At 49.7% G+C, this 19,161-nt stretch carries 11 protein-coding genes; 3 read left to right on the plus strand and 8 right to left on the minus strand.

All coding sequences use genetic code 11. The annotated features are described in order from the left end of the window. Positions 1-7: 7 nt before the first annotated feature. On the minus strand, positions 8-589 hold the full coding sequence (locus CXB77_RS04375; protein ID WP_105072931.1) for a chorismate--pyruvate lyase family protein: 582 nt from the start codon (positions 587-589) through the stop codon (positions 8-10). Positions 590-906: 317 nt separating this feature from the next. Here CXB77_RS04375 and CXB77_RS04380 point away from each other — a divergent pair, with 317 nt between their 5' ends. After that, positions 907-1,101: an alanine-zipper protein gene (locus CXB77_RS04380; RefSeq protein ID WP_105072932.1), complete on the plus strand. Its 195-nt coding sequence runs from the start codon at positions 907-909 to the stop codon at positions 1,099-1,101. Here the strand turns inward: CXB77_RS04380 and CXB77_RS04385 are convergent. Beyond that, a complete protein-coding gene (locus CXB77_RS04385; protein WP_242445435.1) occupies positions 1,080-2,045 on the minus strand; it encodes a L,D-transpeptidase family protein in 966 nt (321 codons plus the stop codon). The genes CXB77_RS04380 and CXB77_RS04385 overlap by 22 nt on opposite strands. Before the next feature lie 24 nt (positions 2,046-2,069). Between CXB77_RS04385 and CXB77_RS04390 the strand changes: the two genes are divergently transcribed. Further along, positions 2,070-4,121 (plus strand): elongation factor G, encoded by a 2,052-nt coding sequence (locus CXB77_RS04390; RefSeq protein ID WP_105072933.1) that lies wholly within the window; start codon positions 2,070-2,072, stop codon positions 4,119-4,121. 18 nt (positions 4,122-4,139) lie between these two features. On the opposite strand, the gene CXB77_RS04395 is transcribed toward CXB77_RS04390, so the two are convergent. Then, positions 4,140-12,923 (minus strand): InlB B-repeat-containing protein, encoded by an 8,784-nt coding sequence (locus CXB77_RS04395; protein WP_105072934.1) that lies wholly within the window; start codon positions 12,921-12,923, stop codon positions 4,140-4,142. After that, a complete protein-coding gene (locus CXB77_RS04400) occupies positions 12,887-15,256 on the minus strand; it encodes a DUF1566 domain-containing protein (protein ID WP_105072935.1) in 2,370 nt (789 codons plus the stop codon). Before CXB77_RS04400 ends, CXB77_RS04395 begins: the two co-directional genes overlap by 37 nt. 102 nt (positions 15,257-15,358) lie before the next feature. Here CXB77_RS04400 and prmC point away from each other — a divergent pair, with 102 nt between their 5' ends. After that, entirely contained in the window at positions 15,359-16,222 is an 864-nt protein-coding gene (gene prmC / locus CXB77_RS04405) for a peptide chain release factor N(5)-glutamine methyltransferase (protein ID WP_242445436.1), read from the plus strand. Here the strand turns inward: prmC and CXB77_RS23545 are convergent. The 4 genes from CXB77_RS23545 to CXB77_RS04420 are packed head-to-tail and all read right to left on the minus strand — an operon-like array spanning position 16,186 to position 19,159. After that, entirely contained in the window at positions 16,186-17,277 is a 1,092-nt protein-coding gene (locus CXB77_RS23545; RefSeq protein WP_347338048.1) for a hypothetical protein, read from the minus strand. The two genes, prmC and CXB77_RS23545, sit on opposite strands and share 37 nt — an antisense overlap. Beyond that, positions 17,256-17,984, minus strand: a complete 729-nt coding sequence (gene mutL, locus CXB77_RS23550; RefSeq protein WP_347338049.1) for a DNA mismatch repair endonuclease MutL — start codon at positions 17,982-17,984, stop codon at positions 17,256-17,258. The genes CXB77_RS23545 and mutL overlap by 22 nt, the downstream gene beginning before the upstream one ends. Positions 17,985-17,987: 3 nt before the next feature. Then, positions 17,988-18,302 (minus strand): N-acetylmuramoyl-L-alanine amidase family protein, encoded by a 315-nt coding sequence (locus CXB77_RS04415; RefSeq protein WP_105072936.1) that lies wholly within the window; start codon positions 18,300-18,302, stop codon positions 17,988-17,990. Next, a complete protein-coding gene (locus tag CXB77_RS04420; protein ID WP_105072937.1) occupies positions 18,299-19,159 on the minus strand; it encodes an N-acetylmuramoyl-L-alanine amidase in 861 nt (286 codons plus the stop codon). The genes CXB77_RS04415 and CXB77_RS04420 overlap by 4 nt, the downstream gene beginning before the upstream one ends. Between the last annotated feature and the right edge of the window lie 2 nt (positions 19,160-19,161).

The raw sequence follows: 19,161 nt of genomic DNA on the forward strand, positions 1-19,161 counted from the left end.
GCTTGATTTAATGATAAAGCGCCAGCGGGAAATACTCGGTAATGAGAATGACCGGCTGGCGCTCAATAAAAATGCGATACGTCCGAAACACGGCTGCCGCGCCGTCGGCAGTGCGATCCACGCCAACGTCGAGCACTTCGCGGTAACTTTCCAAACCACTATCGCGGATCAACACGCCAATCCCGATTTCGCGGTCAATCAGCCGCTGCCGAAAATTCGCCGGAATCAATTCACAACGAATCAGCGAAAACGCTTCTGCAAAATTGCGTCCGCTATCGACGCCGCGCAGGCGAGCGTCACGAATCAGGCAGTAATCGCCGGGCATGATGGCGATCCACGGCAACGCTGCGGTGGCGCGTTCAAACCGCTGCTCCAACGTGTCCACCATCACTGGCTCCCAAAAATAGGCCTCCAGAATTTTGGTGACAGTGCCGTCAGTGACCAACAGCGCCCGCAAAAACGGCGGTAACGCACTGATTGGCAAGGTATCGCCGGAAGCGGTAGTGATCACGCCATCGCGGATAAAACCATCACAACGAAATGGCGGTTGACCAGCAGTTTGGCTGGCGCGATCAAAATAGCGGTTCATCCTGTTTCATCTCGTGGTGCGGCGCAGCAGTGCCCGCGACGATAACAATGCGACATGTTGTTTTTAGCGCAACGCTTCCAATATCATTCGATGCGCTATCTAACGTGATGATTGGCTCAAATCAAACGTAACTTTGTCAATACGATTGTTTGTGCCACAATTAACAAATCCATATTGCAGCAACATTTAATTGTTGGTTTATGACAACAATGAATGTTGCCGTGATAGGTGATTGAACGGCGCTAGGTTCGGCAAGCCTCACCTAGTGTGTTATAAATACCGTGCCAGATGGCCAACTTTATTCACTGGAGTCAACAATGACCAAAATCGTTAAGCTCGCTACACTTTCTTCTGCTGCACTGTTGAGCATTGCTCTGCTCGGCGGCTGTACTGACCAGACTGCTCGTGATACTGCGCAACAAGCATTAGATGCTGCCAACAGCGCCCAATCCTGCTGCACCTCCAGCACCGAGCGTCTGGATCGTATGTATCAGAAGATCATGGGTAAGTAAGACTTATCGCCGGAATGACTCCGGCGTCCCACCACCTGTGGAACGCCGGTGTCTTCTTTCACCGCCCGCTCCGCCGCTGCCCAGTCAATCACCGCTCCTTCCGCTTGTGACCACCCAGAAATCACTGCCCGCGCACTCCGCTTGATACTCTTTTCGCCCGTCTGTACTTCCAAATACAACTCATCGCCGCGCCAGCCCAATTTATACGGCTGATCAATAATAGCGACCGGCGTATCGACGCTGACCTGACCAAACAATTTCTCCACGCCTTCGGGATACATGCGGATACACCCGCCGCTGACTTCCATTCCCATGCCCCACGGCATACTGGTTCCGTGAATTAAATAGTCTGGATTGCTCAGACGCATCGCAAACCGCCCCAGCGGATTTTCCGGTCCCGGCATCACCTGCGCCGGCAAAATATCGCCCCGCGCTGCATGAGAAGCCCGCACATTCGGGCCCGGCGTCCAGATCGGGTCTTTCTTTTTTTCGATGATCTTAAAACTGCCCAGTGGTGTGCCCATCGCATCGCGCCCGACGCTGATCGCAAAAATCTGTACTTCGCTGGCTTGCCCCGGTGGAAAGTAATACAACCGTTTTTCCGCACGATTGATGATGATGCCGACATGCGGCACATTGGGCAGCACATAAAAAGACGGCACTAGCACCTCAGCGCCTTCGCCGGGAACCCACATGTCAACCTTCGGATTCGCCTGCCGCATGTCGGCATAACCGAGATTGTTCTGGCGGGCGATGTCCATCAGCGTGTCTTTACTTCGCGCTGTGAAATAAAACGGAAAGCCCACCACGGTATCGTTCGGATTTTCCAATCGAAATGTTTCTGCCTGCGCTTCACGCCCGACATTCCACTGCAACAGCAACGCGCCCAGCGCCAGCACCAGCCAGCCGCGCTGGCGTTTGATAGAGTCAAAACCACGCATCATTGACCTGATTCCTGTCATTAACCGATGAAAACTTCTACTCAATTGTCTCACGTTCGCAATATCGGGATTGTTGCCCATGTTGACGCCGGTAAAACCACGCTCACCGAACGCATTCTGTTTTATACGGGCGCGTCTTACAAAATCGGCGAAGTCCATGACGGCGCAGCACACATGGATTATCTCGCCGAAGAGCAGCGTCACGGCATCACCATCACCGCTGCCGTGACCCAAGCGCCGTGGCAAACGCATCTGCTGCAACTGGTCGATACGCCCGGACACGTTGATTTTACGATCGAAGTAGAACGCGCCATGCGGGTGCTTGACGGCTGCATCGTCGTCCTTGACGGGGTGCGCGGCGTGGAACCGCAAACGGAAACGGTATGGCGACAACGGGCGCATTTCAAACTGCCGGCGTTGTTTTTTATCAACAAAATGGATCGCCCCGGCGCAGATTTTCGCCGCGCTTTGACCGCAATCAAACAGCGTTTGAAAACGACACCGCTGCCGTTAACCGTGCCGCTGCCCGAACAAAATGCGGTGATTGATTTACTGGCGCAGACGCTGATTCATTTCGACGGCGAGCAGGGCGAGCAATTGCGCATCGAATCCTGCCCAGCGGCGTTATGGGCACAAGTCGCTGATTTGCATGAACAGTTGTTGCTGGCTGCTGCTGAGATTGACGACGCGCTCGCCGATTGTGTCCTCGCCGGTGAGCAGCCAGCGCCCGCTGCGTTACGCGCTGCCATTCGCGCCGGAACGTTGAGCGGTCAGTTGTGCCCGTGTTACGGCGGCAGTGCGCTGCGCAATTTGGGCGTGCAACCGCTGCTCGATGGCGTGGTGGAATGGTTGCCTGCGCCGTTGGATCGACCGGCAGCGATTGCGGAATTACCGGATGGAACCCAGCAGCCGATTCCGATGCAGCGCACCGGCGCATTGGTGGCGCTGGCGTTCAAAGTGCAATTGTGGGATGGGCGGCGGCATGTGTTCGCTCGGCTGTATCGCGGCGTGCTTAAACCCGGCGATACAGTGGAATTTCTCAACAGTGACGGGCGGTTGCAGCGCGAACAGGTGGCACGATTGTTTGAAGTGGACGCCGGCAAAAAGACTGCGCTCGATCATGCCGAAGCAGGGCAAATCGTGCTGCTCGCTGGGCTGCGCTGGGCGGCGACGGGTGACACGCTGTGCGCTCCGGGGCAGGTGCTGCGACTGGAACGCATCGCCAATTACATTCCCGTTTTGGGGCTGGCGATTGAGCCGAGCGGCGATACTGATGAAGATAAATTATTGGAAGTATTAGGAAAAGTCTTGCAGGAAGACCCAACGCTGCGTTTAGAAGAAGACGCAGAAACCGGGCAACGGGTGCTGCGCGGCATGGGCGAATTGCATTTGCAAATTGTGCTGGAACGGCTGGCGCGGGAATTTGGCGTGCAGGTGCGCAGCGGGCGTCCGGCAGTTGCGGTGCGCGAGACGATTCGCCGTGCGGCAACGGCTGAAGTGCTGTTTGCGCCACCGCCGCTGCCCGATGTGCGTCATCCGCCGTTGCAGGCACGAGTGACGGTGATGGTCGAGCCATTGCCATGCGGTTCTGGGCAGCAGCGCGTGATACAGCCACAAATTCTACCGGCTGGCGCGGTGTTAACAACGACGCAGTTACAATTCATCACTCAAACCATCGACAGCGGTTTGAATTCTGGCGTGTTGCAAGGAGCGCCGTTGCTTGATCTCGCGGTGCGAGTGACGGCAGTTGAATTATTTGGTGCGGGATCAACGGCGGAGGCGCTGGCAGCAGCAACGGCAAAGGCATTGCGTCAAGCGTTGGAGCAGGCAGCGCCAGCACTGATGCACCCAGTGATGCACATTGACATCATGGTGCCAGAATCCAGTGTGGGCGCGGTGTTGGGAGATTTGCAGGCGCGTCAGGCGCTGATTCAACAGACTGAGGCGCAGGGCGAGCTGGTAGCGATTCAAGTGGAAGCGGCGCTGGAGCCGTTTTTGGGTTACACGACCAGTTTGCGCAGTCTGACGCAGGGGCGCGGTCAATTCAGCATGACGTTTGCACGTTTTGAATTGTGTTAATGACGCGCCCCAGTGTATTCATTCAACGCGGTAATCTAAAAAGGATTGATTATTGCGTTCATTCGCTTCGTAAGTTCCGCAGGTGCTGTCAGCAAAAACCCGCAGGCGTTTATTACCGCTAGTCATTGGCGGTAATGAAACCGTAAAGGTTTTCGTTTCGTTTGCCGACAGCACGCCAATTGCCGTTTTAACGGTGCTCGTTGCGCCGCAGTTTTTGCCGGTTGGTAAATCTCCCCACACGCTTAAAGTGCCACCGCTCATTGCCGTTGTTCCTTGATTTTTCACGGTGATTGCAGCATTAAAAGCACTGCCTGCATTCGGCTGAAGTGGCGATAAAGTAATATCAGTAATCACAAAATCTGCAATAGGCGCAACGTTTGCGGTAAACGTCGCGCTAATCAATTTAGTCCGCACTAATGTCACCACACATTGTTTCGCTGCATTCACCGAATCGCAATTACTCCAACGAATAAATGTCTCACCAGCAGCAGGCGTTGCCGTGAGCGTCACTGCGGTTCCTTCATTAAAACTAGCTATACAATTTGAACCGCAATTGATGCCTAAACCATCACTGGTGATTGTGCCGCTGCCAGTTTTATCAATTAACAGTTTATACGTTTTTACTGTAGGCGGTGAAACAGTGAAATTAGCGGTGACAGTTTTATTCGCCGTGACATTGGTTAACGCGCATTTTGTGCCGCTGCAATCGCCACTGAAACTATTAAACGTATAACCGACATTCGGTGTAGCAGTGCAATTTGTTGTATTGCCGGAGGTCACGGGATTTGGTGAACAATTCACCGTCCCGCCAGCACTTGGATTTGCCGTTGCAGTAATTGAATAAGTTGAAATTGCCGTGAAGTTGGCAGTCACGGTTTTATTCGCAGTGACATTGCTGAATGCGCAAGTTGTGCCGCTGCAATCGTCACTGAAATTTGTAAACGTATAACCAGCATTTGGCGTTGCAGTGCAATTCGCCGTATCGTCGGATGTCACGGGATTGGGCGAACAACTCACCGAGCCGCCCACAGTTGGATTGGCGGTTGCAGTGATTGAATAGGTATTTAGCGTGAAGTTTGCAGTTACGGTTTTATTGGCGATGACATTGGTGAATAAACAAGTTGTGCTGCTGCAATCGCCACTGAAATTACTCAACGCATAACCAGCATTGGGCGTTGCCGTGCAATTTGCATCAGCGCCAGAGGCGACTGGATTAGGCAAACAACTGATTAAACCGCCCGCAATTGGATTGGCGGTTGTAGTGATTGAATAAGTGACTGCCGTGAAATTCGCAGTGACATTTTTATTCGCAGTGACATTGGTTAATGCACAGGTTATGCCGCTGCAATCGCCACTAAAATCCGCAAAGATATAACCAACATTTGGCGTTGCAGCGCAATTCGCATCAGCGCCAGAGGCGACTGGATTAGGTAAACAACTAATTGAACCGCCAGCAATTGGATTAGCAGTTGCAGTAATTGAATAGAGTGGTGTGAAATTCGCCGTCACTGCTTTTGCGGCAGTGACATTATTTAATACGCAAGTTGTGCCGCTGCAATCGCCACTGAAATTGCTCAACGCATAACCAGTATTGGGCGTTGCCGTGCAATTCGCATCAGTGCCGAATGCGACTGGATTAGGCGAGCAACTAATTGAACCGCCAGCACTTGGATTGGCGGTTGCAGTGATTGAATACGTGACTGCGGTGAAATTTGCTGTGACATTTTTATTCGCCGTGACATTATTTAATACGCAAGTTGCGCCGCTGCAATCGTCACTGAAATTAGTCAACGCATAACCAACATTGGGCGTTGCCGTGCAATTTGCATCAGCGCCAGAGGCGACTGGATTTGGTGAACAACTGATTGAACCGCCCGCCGTTGGATTCGCCGTTGCAGTGATTGAGTAAGTTGCAGTGAAATTTGCCGTGACCGTTTTATTCGCTGTGACATTGGTTAATACACAAGTTGATCCTGTGCAGTCGCCACTGAAATTAGCAAAGGTATAACCAGTATTTGGCGTTGCCGTGCAATTCGCATCAGCGCCAGAGGCGACTGGATTTGGTGAACAACTGATTGAACCGCCCGCCGTTGGATTCGCCGTTGCAGTGATTGAGTAAGTTGCAGTGAAATTTGCCGTGACCGTTTTATTCGCTGTGACATTGGTTAATACACAAGTTGATCCTGTGCAGTCGCCACTGAAATTAGCAAAGGTATAACCAGTATTTGGCGTTGCCGTGCAATTCGCATCAGCGCCAGAGGCGACTGGATTTGGTGAACAACTGATTGAACCGCCAGCAATTGGATTCGCCGTTGCATTAATTGAATAAGTTGCAGTGAAATTCGCCGTAACCGTTTTATTTGCTGTGACATTGGTTAATACACAAGTTGATCCTGTGCAATCGCCACTGAAATTAACAAAGGTATAACCAGTATTTGGCGTTGCAGTGCAATTCGCCGTATTGCCGGAAGTGACTGGATTTGGTGAACAACTGATTGAACCGCCAGCACTTGGATTAGCAGTTGCAGTGATTGAATAGAGTGGTGTGAAATTCGCCGTCACTGCTTTTGCGGCGGTGACATGCGTTAATACGCACGTTGTACCGCTGCAATCGCCACTAAAATTGCTCAACGCATAACCAGCATTTGGTGTTGCCGTGCAATTCGCATCAGCGCCAGAGGCGACTGGATTTGGTGAACAACTGATTGAACCGCCCGCCGTTGGATTCGCCGTTGCAGTGATTGAATAAGTGACTGCGGTGAAATTCGCCGTGACGTTTTTATTCGTCGTGACATTTGTTAATACACAAGTTGATCCTGTGCAATCGCCACTGAAATTAGCAAAGGTATAACCAGTATTTGGCGTTGCGGTGCAATTCGCCGTATTGCCGGAAGTGACTGGATTTGGTGAACAACTGATTGAACCGCTCGCCGTTGGATTCGCCGTTGCAGTGATTGAATAGGTTGCAGTGAAATTTGCCGTGACCGTTTTATTCGCCGTGACATTGGTTAATACACAAGTTGCGCCGCTGCAATCGCCACTGAAATTAGCAAAGGTATAACCAGTATTTGGCGTTGCGGTGCAATTCGCCGTATTGCCGGAAGTGACTGGATTTGGTGAACAACTGATTGAACCGCCCGCCGTTGGATTCGCCGTTGCAGTGATTGAATAAGTTGCAGTGAAATTCGCCGTGACGTTTTTATTCGTCGTGACATTGGTTAATACACAAGTTGCGCCGCTGCAATCGCCACTGAAATTAGCAAAGGTATAACCAGTATTTGGCGTTGCGGTGCAATTCGCCGTATTGCCGGAAGTGACTGGATTTGGTGAACAACTGATTGAACCGCCCGCCGTTGGATTCGCCGTTGCAGTGATTGAATAAGTTGCAGTGAAATTCGCCGTGACGTTTTTATTCGTCGTGACATTCGTTAATGCGCATGTTGATCCTGTACAATCGCCACTGAAATTAGCAAAGGTATAACCAGTATTGGTGGTTGCGGTGCAATTCGCCGTATTGCCGGAAATGACTGGATTTGGTGAGCAACTGATTGAACCGCCAGCGATTGGATTCGCCGTTGCAGTAATTGAATAGAGTGGTGTGAAATTCGCTGTCACTGCTTTTGCGGCAGTGACATTGGTTAATACGCAAGTTGCGCCATTGCAATCGCCACTGAAATTGCTCAACGCATAACCGGAATTGGCAGTCGCCGTGCAATTCGCATCAGTGCCGAATGCGACTGGATTAGGCGAGCAACTAATTGAACCGCCAGCACTTGGATTGGCGGTTGCAGTGATTGAATAGGTGTTTTCTGCAAAATTGGCTGTGACGTTTTTATTCGCAGTGACATTGGTTAATGCGCAGGTTGCGCCGTTGCAATCGCCACTGAAATCAATAAACGTATAACCGGAATTGGCGGTTGGTGTGCAATTCGCCATCGCGCCGGATGCAACTGGATTTGGTAAACAATTGATTGAACCGCCAGCAGTTGGATTGGCGGTTGCAGTGATTGAATAGGTGCTTGCTGCAAAATTGGCTGTGACGTTTTTATTCGCAGTGACATTGGTTAATGCACAAGTTGCGCCGCTGCAATCGCCACTGAAACTGCTCAACGCATAACCAGTATTGGGCGTTGCCGTGCAATTCGCATCAGCGCCAGAGGCAACTGGATTAGGCGAACAACTGATTGAACCGCCAGCAATTGGATTAGCAGTTGCAGTGATTGAATACGTGACAGCGGTGAAATTCGCTGTGACCGTTTTATCAGCAGTGACATTCGTTAATACGCAAGTTGTACCGCCGCAATCGCCACTGAAATTACTCAACGCATAACCAGTATTAGGTGTTGCCGTGCAATTCGCATCAGCGCCAGAGGCGACTGGATTGGGCGAACAGTTAATTGAACCGCCCGCAATTGGATTGGCAGTTGCAGTGATTGAATACGTGACAGCGGTGAAATTCGCTGTGACGTTTTTATTCGCAGTGACATTCGTTAATGCGCAAGCTGCGCCGCTGCAATCGCCACTGAAATTCGCAAACGCATAACCAGCATTTGGTGTTGCCGTGCAATTCGCATCAGCGCCGGAAGTGACTGGATTGGGTGAACAATTGATTGAACCGCCTGCAATTGGATTGGCGGTTGCAGTGATTGAATAAGTGACCGTCGTGAAATTCGCTGTGACATTTTTATTCGCCGTGACATTAGTTAATGCGCAAGTTGTGCCGCTGCAATCGCCACTGAAATTGCTCAACGCATAACCAGCATTTGGTGTTGCCGTGCAATTCGCATCAGCGCCAGAGGCGACTGGATTAGGCAAACAACTGATTAAACCGCCCGCAATTGGATTAGCAGTTGCAGTAATTGAATAGAGTGGTGTGAAATTCGCCGTCACTGCTTTTGCGGCAGTGACATTCGTTAATGCGCACGTTGTGCCGGTGCAAGCGCCCGTGAAATTAGTAAAAACATAACCCGCATTTGGTGTTGCCGTGCAATTCGCATCAGCGCCGGAGGCGACTGGATTTGGTAAACAACTGATTGAACCGCCAGCACTTGGATTGGCGGTTGCAGTGATTGAATAGGTGTTTGCTGCAAAATTGGCTGTGACGTTTTTATTCGCAGTGACATTGGTTAATTCGCACGTTGTGCCGGTGCAAGCGCCCGTGAAATTAGTAAAAACATAACCCGCATTTGGTGTTGCCGTGCAATTCGCATCAGCGCCAGATGCAACTGGATTTGGTGAACAATTGATTGAACCGCCAGCAATTGGATTCGCTGCTGCGGTGATTGAATAAGTGATTGCGGTGAAATTCGCCGTGACATTTTTATTCGCAGTGACATTCGTTAATATGCAAGTTGTACCGCTGCAATCGCCACTGAAATTGCTCAACGCATAACCAGTATTGGGCGTTGCCGTGCAATTTGCATCAGCGCCAGATGCGACTGGATTTGGTGAACAACTGATTGAACCGCCAGCCGTTGGATTCGCCGTTGCAGTGATTGAGTAAGTTGCAGTGAAATTCGCCGTGACCGTTTTATTCGCTGTGACATTGGTTAATACACAAGTTGATCCTGTGCAGTCGCCACTGAAATTAGCAAAGGTATAACCAGCATTGGGCGTTGCCGTGCAATTTGCATCAGCGCCAGAGGCGACTGGATTGGGTGAACAACTAATTAAACCGCCCGCAATTGGATTGGTGGTTGCAGTGATTGAATAAGTGACCGTCGTGAAATTCGCTGTGACATTTTTATTCGCCGTGACATTAGTTAATGCGCAAGTTGCGCCGCTGCAATCGCCACTAAAATTGCTCAACGCATAACCAGTATTTGGTGTTGCCGTGCAATTCGCATCAGCGCCAGAGGCGACTGGATTAGGCGAACAACTGATTAAACCGCCAGCAATTGGATTAGCAGTTGCAGTAATTGAATAGAGTGGTGTGAAATTCGCCGTCACTGCTTTTACGGCGGTGACATTCGTTAATACGCAAGTTGCGCCGCTGCAATCGCCACTGAAATTGCTCAACGCGTAACCAGCATTTGGCGTTGCCGTGCAATTTGCATCAGCGCCAGAGGCGACTGGATTAGGCGAACAACTGATTGAACCGCCAGTAATTGGATTCGCCGTTGCAGTGATTGAATAAGTTGCAGTGAAATTTGCCGTGACCGTTTTATTCGCCGTGACATTGGTTAATACACAAGTTGCGCCGCTGCAATCGCCACTGAAATTAGCAAAGGTATAACCAGTATTTGGCGTTGCAGTGCAATTCGCCGTATTGCCGGAAGTGACTGGATTTGGTGAACAACTGATTGAACCGCCCGCCGTTGGATTCGCCGTTGCAGTGATTGAGTAAGTTGCAGTGAAATTCGCCGTGACCGTTTTATTCGCTGTGACATTGGTTAATATACAAGTTGATCCTGTGCAGTCGCCACTGAAATTAGCAAAGGTATAACCAGTATTTGGCGTTGCGGTGCAATTCGCCGTATTGCCGGAAGTGACTGGATTTGGTGAACAACTGATTGAACCGCCAGCAATTGGATTCGCCGTTGCAGTAATTGAATAAGTTCCAGTGAAATTGGCCGTGACCGTTTTATTCGCAGTGACATTGCTGAATGCGCAGGTTGTGCCGCTGCAATCACCACTGAAACCATTAAACGTATAACCGGCATTGGCAGTCGCAGTGCAATTCGCCGCACCGCCGGATGTTATTGGATTCGGCGAACAACTCACCGAGCCGCCCACAGTTGGATTAGCAGTTGCAGTGATTGAATAGAGTGGTGTGAAATTCGCCGTCACTGCTTTTGCGGCAGTGACATTCGTTAATGCGCAAGTTGTGCCGCTGCAATCGCCACTGAAATTGCTCAACGCGTAACCAGTATTGGGCGTTGCCGTGCAATTCGCCGTATTGCCGGAAGTGACTGGATTTGGTGAACAACTGATTGAACCGCCCGCAGTTGGATTGGCGGTTGCAGTGATTGAATAGGTGTTTAGAATGAAGTTGGCAGTGACGGTTTTATTGGCAGTCATTGTTAAAGAACAAATGCCTGTTCCCGTGCAATCCGTTTCCCAACCCGTAAAACTATAGCCACTTGCTGGCGTAGCATTTAATGCGACCAATGATCCATTAGTATAAAGCAATGAACAGTTGGTGGTGCAATCTGTGCCAACTCTCGCATGGGTTACGGTGACTGTACCAGTGCCAGTGAAATTGACATTTAATTGCTTGCCTAAATCAAAAGTTGCGGTGACGGTTTTTGCTGCGTCCATTGTCACTTGACATTGATTAGTGGCAATAGGAGTGCAATTTGTCCAACTCGTAACAAACGAACTGCTATCCGATGCGGCAGTGAGCGTCACCAATGTCCCGTTATTGATATTCGCATTGCACGTTGCGCCACAATCAATTCCGCCAACGTTACTGGTAATCGTACCGCTGCCAATACCGTTTTTATTGACAGTCAACGTTTGTGGAATAGGCGGGCTAATTAAAATGGTGCCGCTATTACCTACCGCCACAAACTGACTGCCATTCCACGTCATGCCAGATAAAGCATTCGTGATGCCTGAAGTTTGGGGTGTCCAATTGATGCCGTTGGGGCTGGTGAGAATCGTGCCGGCGCCGTCGAAGACCAAGACCACGAATTGGTTGCCGTTCCACGTCACTCCAAAAAGCCAGAAGCCTCCCGCACCAGACGTACGGGCTGTCCATGTCACGCCGTCAGGACTGGTGAGGATCGTTCCAGTACCGCCTACAGCTACGAACTGGCTGCCGCTCCATATCACATCACCGAGGGCGTCTGCCGTACCTGATGAGCGGACTGTCCATGTCATACCGTCGGAGCTGGTGAGAATCGTGCCGGAATAACCTACCGCTACGAACTGGCTGCCACTCCATGTCATGCCCATGAGTGGATTTGGAGTGCCTGACGTGCGGGTTGTCCACGTCACGCCGTCGGAACTAGTGAGAATGGTACCGGAATCGCCCACAGCAACGAATTGATTGCCACCCCAAGTAACATCATTGAGATCAACGCCACTACTTCTGCGCACTTGCCAACTGCTGCCATTCGTACTGGTTAATACTGTTCCCGATTCTCCGACAGCGACAAATTGCCCGCCGCCCCAGATCACGCGATTGAGCATATTGCCAGTAACCGAAGTTGGCGTTGTCCAACTTATTCCATCAGTACTGTTTAAGATGACACCCGTATCGCCCACGGCTACGAATAAACCATTGCCATAAGCGACGGAATAAAGATCATTGGTTGTTGGTGCTGGCGTGATTGATTGCCAACTGCTGCCCGTTCCTGCGCTCGGCATCATGAAGGTCGCACTGACATTACGCGCTTCGGTCATCGGTATAGTGCAAATCACGCTGGCATCGGAGCAATCGCCACTCCAACCAGCGAATTGATAATCTGTATCGGGTGTCGCAGTAAGAGTAATAAAACCGGCATAATCATTTTCACAACTGCTATTAGTACATCTATTAGGACCGGCAATAGTGCCATGACCATTATTGGTAATGGTGAGTGGATATGGAATATCAAATGTTGCAGTGACAGTTTTCGCTGCATCCATCGTCACGACGCAATCACCGATACCAGAACAACCACCACCACTCCAACCAGCGAATTGATAACTTGCATCAGGCGTCGCAGTTAAAGTGACGCGAGTCGTATCAAAAAAAGGATAAGAACAAATCACGCCGCAATTGATGAGATTGCCATTGCTGATGACGGTACCGCTGCCGGTTCCTATTTTATTAACGGTTAATACATAGGTATTAAAAGATAGTCCGCCGCGCACGGGCGGACGTAATCACTCCACCCTCGACCGTGTCCGTGGATAGAGCCATTGGCAAAATTGACAAACCACGCATAATCGGAAGTAGTATTAGTGTAAAGAGAACTTGACCAGTAATTGCCGCTTGGCGTATTCGCAAAAAGCGTATTGATTGCAGGATTAACACTGTTGTAATCAATCAGCGCTTGTAATTCTTTGACATTTGGTAAACGCCAGTCATTATATCCGCCTACAGTGAAGTAATTGGTAAAATTTAGTGCATCTATCCACCAATTGTTTGCTGTTGCAGTACCATCACAGGTGTTCGTTGTACTATTAAAAGTCTGACCAATACTACATTTTGCCCACATCAACCCGGTATTTGTTTGGGTAACAGTACCGTTACTATTATCCACAAAAGCATCAATTGATTGCCCACCACGCACGAGGCATAAATAATGAGAAGCGCTTTTATCAAGAACATCAACTGCTCTGTAACCGAAATCCACGCCATACATGGAAAGTGTGCTGGCAGGATTGGGTGAACCCGTCCAAAACCAATTCGGTAACGTATTCGGAAAATAATTAGCATCAATTGCAGGATTGTAAAGTTTATGATTGGCAATTCCCGTGAATTCTTTAACAGTTGGCAAACGCCAATCGCTCGCGCCGCACAAGTTGCTGCCATTCACACTGGCAACGAAAGTAGTCGTATCAGCAAAGATGTAAAGATTATCTTTATCCCGCAAGTCTGGAATCGTATTATCGGTTTTCACTTCCCAGATTAAACCGGTGACGTTATCTTTCACGCAAACATGATTGGTAGCAGTGGCGGGTAATGGATTGCCGCTGGCATCTAATTTGGTGAAATTAAAACTATTGGTGCCAAATTCAGCATCTTGGCGTGGATAACCTGTGACTGGACAAGGCAAATTGTTGGTATTTGTATAGGTATCTGTGCAAGTAGTAATTCCCGTATCATTTAACGGCACAGTGCCAATTTCTACTGCGCCAATATCGACAGTGCCATTAAGAATACGCCAGCCGCCACGTTGATCGTATTCCAAACCGGCGGCAGAAGTATTATCACCGGCATTCCAAGCTAATCCACCAAAGACTGGAGCACGGGTTTGGGTAGGACCGCCGTTGTTTGCCAGATCATTAACGATATTTCCAATTAGAAATCCTGCAGCAGGCATAAAATAAGTACCAGCAGTTGGTGTTGCGCCTTCTATTCCAATACCACCATTCAACCCAAAGATATTTTTACCGGTTGAAGTGAAGGAACCACCGTTATAAATTTCTGGACTGGAATAAGCTGAATTGATGCTGTTTGCAGAAATGATGCTATTCGCTATCATTAGTTGACCATTGGTATGGTTATAGATACCGCCACCTTTGGCACTATAAACATCATCATCAGCAGAATTTTCAACAATCGTGCTGTTTTTGATTGTTAAAGTGCCGTCGTTGTAAATTCCGCCACCGACCGAATAAGCGATATTGTTAGAAAATGTCGAATTGGTAATTGTCGCTGTAGCGGCATTCTTGTTATACAGCGCACCACCTTGTTTATTGCCTGTTGTGCTATTGGTTTCGTTTTCGCTAAACGTACTATCTTTGATTTTCAATACACCATAATTAGTAATTCCCGCACCAATATCTGCCTTATTTTTAGAAAAGGTAGAGCTGATGATATTTAATGTGCCCGACGACCAATTTTTAATGCTGCCAGAAGAACCATCTTCGCTACTACCATTTTGGATGATCGAGCAGTTACGCACCGTGACCGTACCGGCATAGTTATAGATAGCAGCGCCAAATTGCGCAATGTTATCTTTGATCGTGCAGTGATCTAGGGTTAAAATTCCGTTATTGTCGTTATAAATTGCGCCTTGGTTGGCATGACCATTCTGAATGATGCAACTCACCAGCTCCAAAGTGCCACCATTATTATAAATTGTTCCGCCTGAAATGCTGTTAGAACTGCTCCCTTCAAGTGTTAAAAATTGTATGCGTAACCAGATACCAGTACTTAATTTAAATACACGATCAGTAACACTGCCTTTAACGATTAAACCAGTTGCAGCCGAGCCGTCAATTGTCAGCGATTTGTTAATTATAATTTCAGTCGCTAAATTAATTACGCTGTTCGCAGCCAAACTAAATTTAATAACACCTCCAGCAGTTACATCAGTAACAGCTTCGCGTAACGAAATAACGCCGTCTGTTTCACTAACAATATCATCGCTGGTCGTGACGACAATATCAGTTGCCGCCCCCGCCGGAAAACTCAAACCACCAATAAAACAAACCACTAAAACCCAGCGCGTTAATAATAAAATTGAGTGAAACATTAGAAGCACTCCAGCACAGAACTCAATAATAAATGTGAAACAGTTGAAAAAAGTTGTCAATTGCCAGCAACCATTCGTTCATTCCCCGGAATACACTCTACCGTGAATATCATCAATATCCTCCGCACTGCGACAACTGCACTCGCTACTTTGCCCGACAGTTCGCCGCAATTGGAAGCCGAATTGTTATTGACCGAAGCGACCGGCTGGGCGCGTACCACCTTGCGGGCGTGGCCAGAACGCGAACTCGATTCCGTTGCCGTGACGCAGTTTGAACAGTTGCTGGCACGGCGGCTGCGCGGCGAGCCAATCGCCTACATTCGCGGACGACAAGCATTTTGGACGTTGGACTTGCAAGTCTCGCCAGCAACATTGATTCCGCGTCCAGAAACCGAACAACTCGTTGAAATTGCATTAGAATTACTCGCGCCAGCCGCCGCACTACAGATCGCCGATCTCGGCACGGGCAGCGGCGCAATTGCCGCAGCATTGGCGAGTGAACGCTGCCATTGGACGCTGTTCGCCGTTGATCGTGCACCAACCGCACTCGCAGTGGCAACGGCAAATTTTCGGGCGCTCAAACTACATAACGTTACCGCGCTGCGTGGCGATTGGCTGCGCGGATTTGCCAGTGCGAGCCTCGATGGAGTGATCAGTAATCCACCGTATATTACCGCTGGCGATCCGCATTTAATTCGTGGCGATTTGCGCTTTGAACCGCCGACTGCGCTGGCCGCCGGTATTGATGGTTTAACCGCAATTCGCGCCATTCTTGGCGAGGTAAATCGCTGCGTGCGACACGGCGGTTTAATTGCCATTGAACACGGTTTTGAGCAAGGCGCAGCAGTGCGGCAATTATTCGCTGCGCATGAATTACAACGCATTGAAACGCAGCGTGATTTGAATGGATTAGAGCGCATCACGCTGGGTTATCGTCCTCGCGCAAACAGCCGATCTAATTCGTGATACTGAAGCACAATCCATGTTGGACGTCCATGATTACATTGATCGCTGCGTTCAGTGGTTGCCATATCCGCCAATAACGTATTCATTTCCGTCAGCGTCAATTGCCGATGCGCCCGCACTGCGCCATGACAAGCCATTTTTGCAAATACCGTATTCGTTGCTTCTTCAATTCCGCTGCTTTCACCGCACACCACCAAATCAGCAAAGACATCGCGCACCAATTGTTCAATATCGACCTGTTGCAATAACGCGGGTATTTCGCGCACCAGCACCCGATCTACATCAATGCGATCAATCACCAAACCCAATTGCGTCAGCATTTCCGTATGCGTATCTAATACCTCAGCTTCTCGCAAACTTACTTGCACTGTTAATGGCAGCAACAATACTTGTCGCGCAATTTGTCCATTGCGCCATGCACTTTTAAGTCGCTCATAACCAATACGCTCATGCGCCGCATGAATATCGATGATGACTAAACCGGCAGCAGATTGCGCCAGAATATAAATACCGTTGAGTTGCGCCAGCGCCGTACCGAGCAACGGCGCAGGCTGTTGAAATGCTTGGTTAATTTGATAACGCGCCGGTTCATCGTGGAGCTGCCGAGAAGAAATCCCCCCCTGCCCCCCTTTTACAAAGGGGGGAGTTTTAAGCGCCTCTTTTGTAAAAGGTGAAGTTAAAAGCCCCCCTTTAGCAAAGGGGGGTTGGGGGGATTTGTTCGCACCGGGAAGTTGGAAAGATTGCTCAAGTGCCAGCGTTCCCTGCGATAACCGCTTGTAAATTGAACGAAAAAGAAAATCATGCACCTGCCGATTGTCCCGAAATCGCACCTCCGCTTTTGCCGGATGCACGTTGACATCCACCTGCGGCGGCGGCAGTTCCAAAAACAGCAAATACACCGGCTGGCGTCCATGATGCAGCACATCGCTAAACGCTTGGCGCACCGCGTGACCAACCAATTTATCGCGCACCATTCGCCCGTTGACATAGAAAAATTGCTGATCGGCTTGACTGCGCGAAAACGCCGGTCGCATCACCCAGCCATGCAGTCGCAACCCGCCGGCGGTCTCGTCCAAACGCAGCGATTGCGCAGAAAAGTTTGACCTAACAACTGGTTAAGTCGAGAAGCAACGCCTGCATCATCGTCGGCACTCGCCGCCACATCGAGCACCAATCGCCCTTGATGCCGCAGTTGTAAAGCAATGTCTGGACGCGCCAGCGCCACGCGCCGCACCACCTGCTCCAGATGCGCAAACTCAGTATTGACGCTGCGCAGAAACTTGCGCCGCGCTGGCATGTTGTAAAAAATATCATATAAATCAACGCTGGTTCCGACTGGATGTGCTGCCGGACGCGGCGCCTCAATCCGTCCATCTGCGCCGACCGTGACCGACCACGCAGCATTTTCCGTCGCCGGACGCGAAATCAGCGTTAAACGGCTGACTGCCGCGATGCTCGGCAACGCCTCACCGCGAAATCCAAAGGTCGTAATTGCTTCTAAATCAGCGGCTTCGGAGACTTTGCTCGTCGCGTGGCGCGTCAATGCCAGCCCGAGCTGCGCCGCCGGAATGCCGCACCCGTCATCGCGTACTCGCAGCCGTTTAATTCCGCCTTGTTCCACTTCAATTTCAATGCGTGTGCATTGCGCATCGAGACTATTTTCAATTAATTCTTTAGCCACAGAAGCTGGGCGCTCAACCACTTCACCAGCGGCAATTTGGCTAATCAATTGGTGTGAAAGAATGTGAATTGAATGAGACATTATTTATTGAGAATCTGCTGAGAGCTGCGCATTGACTTGTAACCCTTGTGGCGGATTTTTTTTCAAATATGCCCGAATCCCAAACAAGATCGCTTGTGCCAAACGAAATTGATAGTTGGCATTGGTTAAACGTCGTTCTTCATCGGCATTAGAAATAAACGCAGTTTCTACCAGTAATGATGGTACATCCAGTGATTTCAACACCACGAATTCAGCACGTTGCACTTCAGTTTTATGCAAATTACTCACTTTTGCCAAATAAAAAATCACCGTTTTTGCTACTTCGCTACTGTGCTCAATCGTGGCGCTTTGCGTCATATCAGAAATAACGGTTGCCAACAAATCATTACTTGCAGCAATATCAACACCATTATTTTATCGACACTATTTTCTCGCTGTGCCAATGACATCGCTGCGTCACTACTCGCCTCACCAATAGACAGCGTATACACCGAAGAGCCATGCGCATCGGTATTATCAAACGCATCAGCATGAATAGAAATGAATAAATCAGCGTGATGTTGTCGCGCCATTAAAACGCGTTCCTGTAAACCAATAAAACTGTCGTCATTACGAATCATTAACGCCCGCATTCCCGGCTCACTATTCACTAATCGCGCCAATTTGCTGGCAATAGCCAAGGTCACATCTTTTTCTCGTACTCCGGTCGAACCAATCGCGCCGGGGTCTTGACCGCCGTGCCCCGCATCGATGGCGATGATGGCGGAACGCACCTTGCCTCGACGCCGCGAATCGGCGCTGTTACGGGCATTATTTCCTTTAGGAATCAAGTCGATAATCAAACGCTGGTGCTGCACGTCAGCGCCCGCGGTGAAAAAACTTTTCACGCGCACTGCCTGTTTCAAATCCACCACAATGCGCAAATCGGCCTCGTTACGCACGCCGCTGCGCAAACCAACCAGTGTGCGATCACGGGTCGTCGCCTGCGGCAGCTCGCCAATCAGCCGCGCTTGCGTAATGTCAATTACCACGCGGTCGGGCGCTTCGAGCGTAAACACCTGATGCGCCACTGAAGTTGTTGTTTCTAAAATCAAACGAGTTTTTTCTGCGTCGGAAGTGACGCCCGCGCATTGCACCGTGACTTCCGCGCTGGCGCTCGATGCAACGAATAAAAAAAACAAGACTAACAGTGCTTTATGTAAATGTTTGAGCATGA

It is taken from the genome of Chromatium okenii, from assembly GCF_002958735.1.
GTDB lineage: Bacteria > Pseudomonadota > Gammaproteobacteria > Chromatiales > Chromatiaceae > Chromatium > Chromatium okenii_A.

Coding starts and splice junctions, on each gene's coding strand:
- CXB77_RS04375 (WP_105072931.1), bottom strand. CDS start 589: ATGAACCGCTATTTTGATCGCGCCAGCCAAACTGCTGGTCAACCGCCA.
- CXB77_RS04380 (WP_105072932.1), top strand. CDS start 907: ATGACCAAAATCGTTAAGCTCGCTACACTTTCTTCTGCTGCACTGTTG.
- CXB77_RS04385 (WP_242445435.1), bottom strand. CDS start 2,045: ATGATGCGTGGTTTTGACTCTATCAAACGCCAGCGCGGCTGGCTGGTG.
- CXB77_RS04390 (WP_105072933.1), top strand. CDS start 2,070: ATGAAAACTTCTACTCAATTGTCTCACGTTCGCAATATCGGGATTGTT.
- CXB77_RS04400 (WP_105072935.1), bottom strand. CDS start 15,256: ATGTTTCACTCAATTTTATTATTAACGCGCTGGGTTTTAGTGGTTTGT.
- mutL (WP_347338049.1), bottom strand. CDS start 17,984: ATGTCTCATTCAATTCACATTCTTTCACACCAATTGATTAGCCAAATT.
- CXB77_RS04415 (WP_105072936.1), bottom strand. CDS start 18,302: ATGACGCAAAGCGCCACGATTGAGCACAGTAGCGAAGTAGCAAAAACG.
- CXB77_RS04420 (WP_105072937.1), bottom strand. CDS start 19,159: ATGCTCAAACATTTACATAAAGCACTGTTAGTCTTGTTTTTTTTATTC.